The sequence below is a fragment of the Gordonia sp. i37 genome (assembly GCF_002043085.1).
GTDB lineage: Bacteria > Actinomycetota > Actinomycetes > Mycobacteriales > Mycobacteriaceae > Gordonia > Gordonia polyisoprenivorans.
Genome location: NZ_MVPX01000369.1, coordinates 1 through 9201 on the forward strand (window position 1 = coordinate 1; position 9201 = coordinate 9201).

Annotated in this window: 9 protein-coding genes; 3 read left to right on the forward strand and 6 right to left on the reverse strand. The window is 66.9% G+C overall.

What is annotated here, in order from left to right:
- On the forward strand, window positions 1–649 hold a 649-nt coding region (locus tag B1964_RS17955; RefSeq protein WP_079930714.1), incomplete at its 5' end, for a DUF692 domain-containing protein.
- On the forward strand, window positions 646–930 hold the full coding sequence (locus B1964_RS17960) for a hypothetical protein (protein ID WP_172398882.1): 285 nt from the start codon (window positions 646–648) through the stop codon (window positions 928–930). The genes B1964_RS17955 and B1964_RS17960, both read left to right, overlap by 4 nt.
- Window positions 931–991: 61 nt before the next feature.
- Here the strand turns inward: B1964_RS17960 and tuf are convergent, their stop codons facing one another.
- From tuf to B1964_RS17990, 6 genes are all read right to left on the reverse strand, one after another.
- A complete protein-coding gene (tuf, locus tag B1964_RS17965; RefSeq protein ID WP_006367846.1) occupies window positions 992–2182 on the reverse strand; it encodes an elongation factor Tu in 1191 nt (396 codons plus the stop codon).
- A gap of 131 nt (window positions 2183–2313) precedes the next feature.
- Complete coding sequence (gene fusA / locus B1964_RS17970; protein WP_014361044.1) at window positions 2314–4419, reverse strand: elongation factor G; 2106 nt, start codon at window positions 4417–4419, stop codon at window positions 2314–2316.
- Between the two features lie 148 nt (window positions 4420–4567).
- On the reverse strand, window positions 4568–5038 hold the full coding sequence (rpsG, locus tag B1964_RS17975) for a 30S ribosomal protein S7 (protein WP_005199940.1): 471 nt from the start codon (window positions 5036–5038) through the stop codon (window positions 4568–4570).
- Window positions 5039–5044: 6 nt separating this feature from the next.
- Window positions 5045–5416 (reverse strand): 30S ribosomal protein S12, encoded by a 372-nt coding sequence (gene rpsL / locus B1964_RS17980; protein ID WP_006367844.1) that lies wholly within the window; start codon window positions 5414–5416, stop codon window positions 5045–5047.
- Between the two features lie 544 nt (window positions 5417–5960).
- Window positions 5961–6611, reverse strand: coding sequence for a hypothetical protein (locus B1964_RS17985; RefSeq protein ID WP_079930716.1), 651 nt, complete (start codon window positions 6609–6611; stop codon window positions 5961–5963).
- On the reverse strand, window positions 6608–7513 hold the full coding sequence (locus B1964_RS17990) for an exodeoxyribonuclease III (RefSeq protein WP_079930718.1): 906 nt from the start codon (window positions 7511–7513) through the stop codon (window positions 6608–6610). The genes B1964_RS17985 and B1964_RS17990 overlap by 4 nt, the downstream gene beginning before the upstream one ends.
- A gap of 166 nt (window positions 7514–7679) precedes the next feature.
- Between B1964_RS17990 and B1964_RS17995 the strand changes: the two genes are divergently transcribed.
- Window positions 7680–9201 (forward strand): serine/threonine-protein kinase (locus B1964_RS17995; RefSeq protein WP_079930717.1); only part of this gene is annotated, 1522 nt, incomplete at its 3' end.

Here is a 9201-nt window from a genome sequence, read left to right on the forward strand (position 1 = left end):
GGCGGAGCCGGTGACCGACGACCGGATCGACGTTCTGGCACGTGCGGCTCGCCGCCTGCGGTCGCCGCTGGTCAGTGAGCACATCGCGTTCGTCCGGGCGGGCGGCATCGAGGCCGGGCACCTGCTGCCCGTCCCCCGGACGCGTGAAGCGCTGGCAGTGTTGTGCGACAACATCACTCGCACCCAGGACCGGTTGTCGGTGCCGCTGGCGGTGGAGAACATCGCAGCATTGTTCTCCTGGCCCGACGACGAGTACACCGAGGGTGAGTTCCTCGCCGAGATCGTCGAGCGCACCGGGGTCCGGCTGCTGCTGGACGTCGCGAATGTGTATGCGTGTGCCCGCAACTCGGGTATCGATCCGGCCGTCGAACTCTCCCGGATGCCGCTCGAGGCGATCGCCTACTGTCACGTCGCCGGCGGCGAATCCGACGGGGTGCTCTATCACGACACCCACACCGCGCCCGTTCCCGACGCGGTGCTCGACCTCGTCACCCGGCTCGCCGCCACCGGGCGCGCGCCGGCATTCATGCTCGAACGCGACGGCCGGTATCCGCCGGTGACCGAGCTCCTCGGTGAACTCGACGCGATCGCCGACGCCGCACGGATGGACCGGATCACCGTCGGCAGCCGCTGGTGGGCGGCGTCGTGACCGGCCTCGCGCAACGGCAAGAAGACCTCGTGCGCGCGCTCGTCACCGGTGCGCCGACGCCTGCGGGCTTCGACCCGACGCGGCTGCGCGCCGTCGAAGATACCTTGTTGCGCAAGCGATCCGGTGAGGCGGCCCGACATCTGCCGCTGCTGAGTGCAGAACTCGGGGAGCGCAGGTTCACCGAGTTGTTCTGCGCGTGGGCACGCGGGCGGGAACGGGGCGGATCGTGTGCCGATGCCGCGTCATTCGCCGCCCATCTGGACGCAGCATCGCCTACATAACGAGAAAGGCGCCCCAACCGCGAAAGCGGTTGGGGCGCCGGTGACTCAGTGAGTCAGAGTGTCACTTGACGATCTTCGTGACTCGACCCGCACCAACGGTGCGGCCACCCTCGCGGATGGCGAAGCGCAGGCCCTCGTCCATGGCGACCGGCTGGATGAGCTTGACGCTCATCTCGGTGTTGTCGCCCGGCATGACCATTTCGGTGCCCTCGGGGAGGGTCACGACGCCGGTCACGTCGGTGGTACGGAAGTAGAACTGCGGACGGTAGTTGTTGAAGAACGGGGTGTGACGGCCGCCCTCGTCCTTGGACAGGATGTAGGCCTGGCCCTCGAACTCGGTGTGCGGGGTCGTGGTGCCCGGCTTCACGATGACCTGGCCACGCTCGACGTCCTCACGCTTGAGGCCGCGGAGCAGCAGACCGGCGTTGTCGCCCGCCTGCGCCGAATCGAGGAGCTTGTGGAACATCTCGATACCGGTGACGGTGGTCTTGGTGGACTTCTCGCGGATGCCGACGATCTCGACTTCCTCGTTCACGTTGACCTCGCCGCGCTCCACACGACCGGTGACCACGGTGCCGCGGCCGGTGATGGTGAAGACGTCCTCGACGGGCATCAGGAACGGCTTGTCGGTCTCGCGAACCGGATCCGGGATCGATTCGTCGACCGCGTCCATGAGCTCCTCGACGGACTTGACCCACTCCGGGTCACCCTCGAGGGCCTTGAGCGCCGACACCTTGACGACGGGGGCTTCCTCGTCGAACTCCTGGGCGGCCAGCAGTTCGCGGACCTCCATCTCGACGAGCTCGATGATCTCTTCGTCGTCGACCATGTCGGCCTTGTTCAGGGCGACCAGGATGTAGGGCACACCGACCTGGCGGGCCAGCAGCACGTGCTCACGGGTCTGCGGCATCGGACCGTCGGTGGCGGCAACCACAAGGATCGCGCCGTCCATCTGAGCCGCACCGGTGATCATGTTCTTGATGTAGTCGGCGTGACCGGGGGCGTCCACATGGGCGTAGTGACGCTTCTCGGTCTCGTACTCGACATGCGAGATGTTGATCGTGATACCACGAGCCTTCTCTTCAGGAGCCTTGTCGATCTGATCGAACGCGAAGCTCTTGTTGAGGGTCGGGTACTTGTCGTGCAGGACCTTGGTGATGGCCGCGGTCAGGGTGGTCTTGCCGTGGTCGACGTGACCGATGGTGCCGATGTTCACGTGCGGCTTGGTCCGCTCGAACTTCGCCTTCGCCACTTGATTGTCCTCCTGGACTTGTTGCTCTACTGGGCGGATCCCAGCAGGGGTTTTCTCTTACGTTGTTCGCGCCGTGTCACCACGGCGTCGGTCGCCGTGAGCGCTTCGCGACAGACCGCGCAGCGAGTGAATTACTCGCCGGTGGCCTTCGCGATGATTTCCTTCGACACGTTCGCCGGAACCTCGGCGTACGAGTCGAACACCATGGAGTAGTTAGCCCGGCCCTGGGTCCGCGACCGCAGGTCGCCGATGTAGCCGAACATCTCCGACAGCGGAACCTGTGCCTTGACGACACGGGCGCCGCTGCGCTCCTCCATGGCCTGGATCTGGCCACGGCGGGAGTTCAGGTCGCCGATCACGTCACCCATGTAGTCCTCCGGAGTCGTGACCTCGACGGCCATGATCGGCTCCAGGATGACCGGGCTCGCCATCCGCGCAGACTCCTTGAGAGCCTGTGCACCGGCGATCTTGAAGGCCATTTCCGAGGAGTCGACGTCGTGGTACTGACCGTCGAGCAGGGTGACCTTCAAGTTGACCAACGGATAACCGGCGAGCACGCCGTACTGCATCGCGTCCTGCGCACCGGCATCCACCGACGGGATGTACTCGCGCGGCACACGACCACCGGTCACGGCGTTCTCGAATTCGTAGGTCGCACCATCCTCGGCGTCCACCAGGGGCTCGAGCTTGATGATGACCTTCGCGAACTGGCCGGAACCACCGGTCTGCTTCTTGTGCGTGTACTCGTGCTTCTCGACGGTCTTGCGAATCGTCTCGCGGTAGGCCACCTGCGGCTTACCGACGTTCGCCTCGACCTTGAACTCGCGACGCATGCGGTCGACGAGGATGTCGAGGTGGAGCTCGCCCATGCCGCCGATGACGGTCTGGCCGGTCTCCTCGTCGAGGTGGACCGAGAACGTCGGATCCTCTTCGGCGAGCTTCTGGATCGCGGTGCCGAGCTTCTCCTGGTCGGACTTGGTCTTCGGCTCGATGGAGACGTTGATGACCGGGTCCGGGAAGCTCATCGACTCGAGCACGATGGGCGCGCTCGGGTCGCACAGGGTGTCACCGGTGGTGGTGTCCTTGAGCCCGATCATCGCGTAGATGTGTCCGGCCCAGGCCTCGTCGACCGGGTTCTCCTTGTTGGCGTGCATCTGGAAGAGCTTGCCGATGCGCTCTTTCTTGCCCTTGGTGGCGTTGAGCACCTGGGTACCCGCACTGATGTGACCGGAGTACACCCGCACGAAGGTCAGCTTGCCGAAGAACGGGTGCGCGGCGATCTTGAACGCCAGAGCCGAGAACGGCTCGTCGGCACTGGGCTTGCGAGAGAGGATCTCCTCCTCGTTGCCCACCGCGTGGCCCTCGACGCTCGGCACGTCCAGCGGGGACGGCAGGTACGCGATGACGGCGTCGAGCATCGGCTGGATGCCCTTGTTCTTGAACGCCGAACCACAGATCACCGGGTAGTACTCGCGGGCGATCGTGAGCTTGCGGATCGCGCCCTTGATCTCGTCCTCGGAGAGCTCCTCGCCACCGAAGTACTTCTCCAGCAACGCCTCGTCGCTCTCGGCGACGGTCTCGAGCAGCTTCTCGCGGTACTCGGCGGCCTGATCGACGAGATCGGCGGGGATCTCCTCGAAGGTCGGCTCCGCACCGATCTCGACGGTGCCGCGCCAGGTGATCGCCTTCTGGGTGATCAGGTCGACGACGCCGTCGAAGTTGTCCTCGGCACCGATCGGCAGCTGCAGGACGAGCGGCTTGGCACCGAGACGCTCCTCGATGGTGCGCACGGTGAAGAAGAAGTCCGCACCGAGCTTGTCCATCTTGTTGACGAAGCAGATACGCGGCACGTCGTACTTCTCGGCCTGTCGCCAGACCTGCTCGGATTGGGGCTCGACGCCTTCCTTGCCGTCGAACACCGCGACCGCACCGTCGAGCACGCGCAGGCTGCGCTCCACCTCGACGGTGAAGTCGACGTGGCCGGGGGTGTCGATGATATTGATCTGGTTCTTGTTCCAGAAACAGGTCACCGCAGCGGAGGTGATGGTGATCCCCCGCTCCTTCTCCTGCTCCATCCAGTCCGTCGTCGAGGCGCCGTCGTGGGTCTCGCCGATCTTGTAGTTCACACCGGTGTAGAAAAGGATTCGCTCGGTCGCGGTGGTCTTGCCGGCATCGATGTGGGCCATGATGCCGATGTTGCGAACCTTGTTGAGGTCGCTGAGCACTTCCTGTGCCATCAAGTTCCCTTCGGGAAGATTTCGGACTAAAGGCTGTCTTCATTTGTCAGCCCGGGCTCGCTGCGCTCGCCCCCACCCTCGCAGGCTCGGGTGGACTGGCCGGTCGTCGCTTGCGCTCCGAGCGGCCAGTGCCCGGTGTTGAGTTCTTCTACCAGCGGTAGTGCGCGAACGCCCGGTTGGCCTCGGCCATCTTGTGGGTGTCCTCGCGACGCTTCACCGACGCGCCCAGACCGTTGGAGGCGTCGAGCAACTCGTTGGCCAGACGCTCGACCATGGTCTTCTCGCGACGCTGCCGGCTGAAGGTCACCAGCCAGCGCAGGGCGAGGGTGTTGGCACGGTTCGGCTTGACCTCGATCGGCACCTGGTAGGTGGCACCGCCGACGCGGCGGCTCTTGACCTCGAGGGTCGGCTTGACGTTGTCGAGGGCGCGCTTGAGGGTGACGACCGGGTCGGTGCCGGTCTTCTCGCGGGCCTGCTCGAGTGCGCCGTAGACGATGCGCTCGGCGGTCGACTTCTTGCCGTCCAGCAGGATCTTGTTGACCAGCTGGGTGACCAGCGGCGAACCGTAGACGGGATCGTTGATCAGCGGGCGCTTGGGTGCGGGTCCTTTACGTGGCATCGCTTATCAGCTCCCCTTCTTCGCGCCGTAACGGCTGCGGGCCTGCTTGCGGTCCTTGACACCCTGGGTGTCGAGCGAGCCGCGGATGATCCGGTAACGCACACCGGGGAGGTCCTTCACACGACCACCACGCACGAGCACCATCGAGTGCTCCTGCAGGTTGTGGCCCTCACCCGGGATGTAAGCGGTGACCTCGACGGCACTGGTCAGGCGCACACGGGCGACCTTGCGCAGCGCGGAGTTCGGCTTCTTGGGGGTGGTGGTGTAGACGCGGGTGCACACGCCGCGACGCTGCGGGCTTCCCTTGAGCGCTGCGGTCTTCTTCTTCGCAGCCTTGTCATGACGGCCCTTGCGGACCAGCTGATTGATCGTTGGCACTGAGTATTTCTTCCTTTGTCGGCACGTTCGCCCGCACGCGAGGTGGAGCGCTCGATGGTGTTGTCGTCGTGGTTTGTGCTCCGGGCAGGTCGTCGGAATCGGTCGGGACCGGACTTCCGGCGACCTCCACAACTCGCCCCACCAGGGCGTAGACCCTGGTCAGTACAGTTATTGCTACCCCGAGGTCGGGCGTGTCAAACACCCGACAGCGGAATCGCTTGTCAGTCCGGCCACCCCTCGCACGGGCGGGAGTTCCCATGCGAGCTGTCTACCTCCGTCGCCGTCGGCGTAAACCTCGGGCGGCGTGGGCAGGGCACGCGGACTGGCCCGGCTGTTGCCAGGCACCGACGGTCCACTCTACCGATGGGGTTCACACAGGTCAAAAATCGGATCCAGACGGCCAACGCGACCGCAACCCGGGGTGATCGGCAGATGACCGGACGTGGTTGGTCAACCACCTGACCTGCCCGAACATTCCCGCGCGAGGAAATCGGGCACGCCGGCGGGTGCACCGATGGCGGTCGGGCCCCAGCTCCGGAGGTGCTCAATGTCCCAGAAAGGTCTTGAGCATCACGATGACCGCGGCGAGCCCGGCGGCGATCAGTCCGGCGATCAGCATGCGCATGTCGAGTCGATTGCCGCGGACGCGCTCGGTGACGATCGGGACCGAGGCGATCCGGATCACGATGACGCAGCCGGACACCAGCTGGGCGACCTGCGTCGGGATGAGGTCGTGGTACCCGAGGGCCAAGATGATGGCGGGCCAGATCGCCGACGACATGATGGGCACGGCGTCGCGCAGCTCGTCGAGGATTTCGCGGCGCAGGTCGGGGCGTTCGGCTTCGCCGTCGTTCACCTCGGCGCCCTCATCCACCCCGTCGGCGGCGCGATTACCGCTCGTGCTCTCGTGCGCCTCCGGGATGTTGGCCCACGCGAGCAGATCCGCGAAGATGTGCGCGATGTAGGTGGTCAGCCCGGTGCCGAGCACGATCAGCACCGCATGTCCCTCGTAGATGTCGCCGGCCGAGGCGAGGACGATCGCCGCCAACACCAGCAGGTTGCCGTAGACGTACGCAGAGAGCCGTGAGGCCGCCCGAGCGGGCGGCAGCGGTCCGCCGCGGCGCGCGGTGAGGGCGCCGTACCACTGTGGGTGCCGACGGGCATCGTTGGCGGCGCCCGTCCCGGCGTCGTTCACGAGGAGGCCCGGCCCGGGCCGACGTCCTTGGCCTGCGGCAACGACACCTTCGACGATCCGCGGCGCGCCGGATTGGACGGCGGCGGAACCATCGGTCCGATGTCGCCGTCGGGGGCGTCGTCGAGGTCGACGATGACCGGTGCGTGATCGCTCGGCTTGGACCCCTTGCGCGCGGCGCGGTCCACCCACGCCGCGGCCACCCGGGGTGCGGTGTCGGCGCCGGCGAGGATCAGATCGATCCGCATGCCGAGATCCTTGTGGAACATTCCGGCACGGTAGTCCCAATAACTGAAGACGCGTTCGGACGGCCACCGGGTGCGCACCACGTCGGTCAGGCCGAGACCCTCCAGACCTGCGAGCGCCGCGCGCTCGGGTTCGGTGACGTGGGTGTGGCCCTCATAGGCCTTGGGGTCGAACACATCGGCGTCGGCGGGCGCGATGTTGATGTCGCCGCACAGCATCGTCGTGGCCGCCTCGGGCGCGACCACTTCCCGGAGCCGGTCGAGCCACGCGAGCTTGTAGCGGTAGTGATCGGAGTCGGGCTCGCGGCCGTTGGGTACATAGAGGGAGTACACGCGCACTCCCCCGCAGATCGCCGACACCGCACGCGCCTCGGGCGCCGACTCGGGGTCGGGATAGCCTGGCGCACCGGCGAATCCGCGGCGCACCTCGGACAGACCGACCCGGGACAGGATCGCGACCCCGTTCCACTGCCCCTGCCCGACGTGCACGAACTCGTAACCGCGGTCGGTGAATTCGGGCCCGAGGACGGTGTCGAAGACGTCGTCGGAGAGTTTGGTCTCCTGCAGGCACACCACATCGGGGCGCCGCTCATCCAGCCAGGGCAGCAGCCGGGGAATCCGCTGTTTCACCGAGTTCACGTTCCAGGTCGCCACACGCATGCGACCACGGTATCGCCGGTGCACGTCGCGCTCGCGGCATCCCACCCCGCAGATCCGATCCGCCGAATGGAGGACCGAGCACGTGACCACCACAGGTCGGGTGTGACATCGTCAATCACAGACCCGGTCGATCACCGACCCGCCATCCGAGCAAGGGCACGAGACCATGACATTACGAGTCGGCTCGACCTTCGCCGGATACACCGTGCTCGCCCCGCTCGGCGCCGGCGGCATGGGCGAGGTCTACCTGGTGGAGCATCCACACCTGCTGCGGCGGCAGGCGTTGAAGGTCATCTCGCGCCTCGGGGCGGGTAACGACGAGTTCGCGCGACGCTTCCTCCACGAGGCCCGCACTGCCGCCGCCGTGGACCATCCGGGCATCATCACGGTGCACGACTTCGGGATCGTCGACGAGACACCGTGGTTCACGATGAGTTACATCGACGGCGCCGACCTGAGCGCCGCAGACCTCACGCCCGACGAGGTCGTGCACATCGTGGGCCGCGTCGCCGACGCCCTCGACCACGCCCACCATCAAGGAGTGGTGCACCGCGACATCAAGCCCGCGAACATCGTCGTCACCCGCGCGGCATCGACCCAGGAGATCGACCGGGTGATCGTCCTGGACTTCGGGATCGCCAAGCTCGCCGGCGGCGACGCCACACCACTGACCGCAACCAACGCCATCATCGGCACCCTGGCCTACTGCGCGCCCGAGATCATCGAGGGCGGCGCGGCGACCGCACTCTCGGACCAGTACTCCCTGGCGTGCACGGCCTATCAGCTCCTCACCGGCACCACACCGTTCCACGCGGCCGAGCCCGCCGCTCTGATCCGCGACCATCTCGCCCGACCCGCCCCCGCTCTCGGCCTCGCACATCCCGACCTCGCAGGGCTCGATGCGGCCTTCGCCACCGCCCTGGCCAAACACCCCGAGGATCGCCACCGCGACTGCCGATCGTTCGCCGCCGCGCTCGTCGCGTCGAGCACTGCCGCAAGAAGTACCGCCACAACGAGCACTGCCACAACGAGCACCATCGCGACTCCGGACCCGACGACGACCGCGCTGCCCCGAGTGCCCCACACCCAGTGGCGCACTCGACCACCGCGTACCCCACCGCCTCGAACCCCGCCCCCGCGCACTCACCCCACCACCGACGAGCGCACAGTCGCCCGGGCCCGAGCGCTCGCTCCGATCCCACCGGCGCCGACTCCGCCCACTTCGATACCGCCCCCGCCGCCCGGTCCCGCACGACGCACCCGCGGAACCACCGCCACGCTCTGCGCCGCGATCCTTGCCCTTGCCGGCGCCGCAATGATCGCCGGAAGTCTGCTCGGCTGGGCGACGATCTCGTTCACCGACACCACCGGCCTGCAACGGAGTTACACCATCAGCGGACTCGGCACCGTCGGCCACGGTGGTGCTGCGGGCGACTTCGATCCGCTCTCCGTCGCGCACTACACCGCAGCGGGCGCGCCGACGGTCATCTGCGGCGCGATATTCGTGCTCGCCGCCGGCGCGCTCTGTGTGCGCCGTCTGGTGATCGTCGGCGCACTGACAGGTGTCGCCGCAGGCGGGGCCGGTGCATTCTTCGCCGCACGCGCGATCCGCGACCCGTGGCGCGCGGTCGCCTCGACCGATCCCTCACTCACCCCGTTTCGGCAGTGGCTCCCCCCCGCCCCCCCCC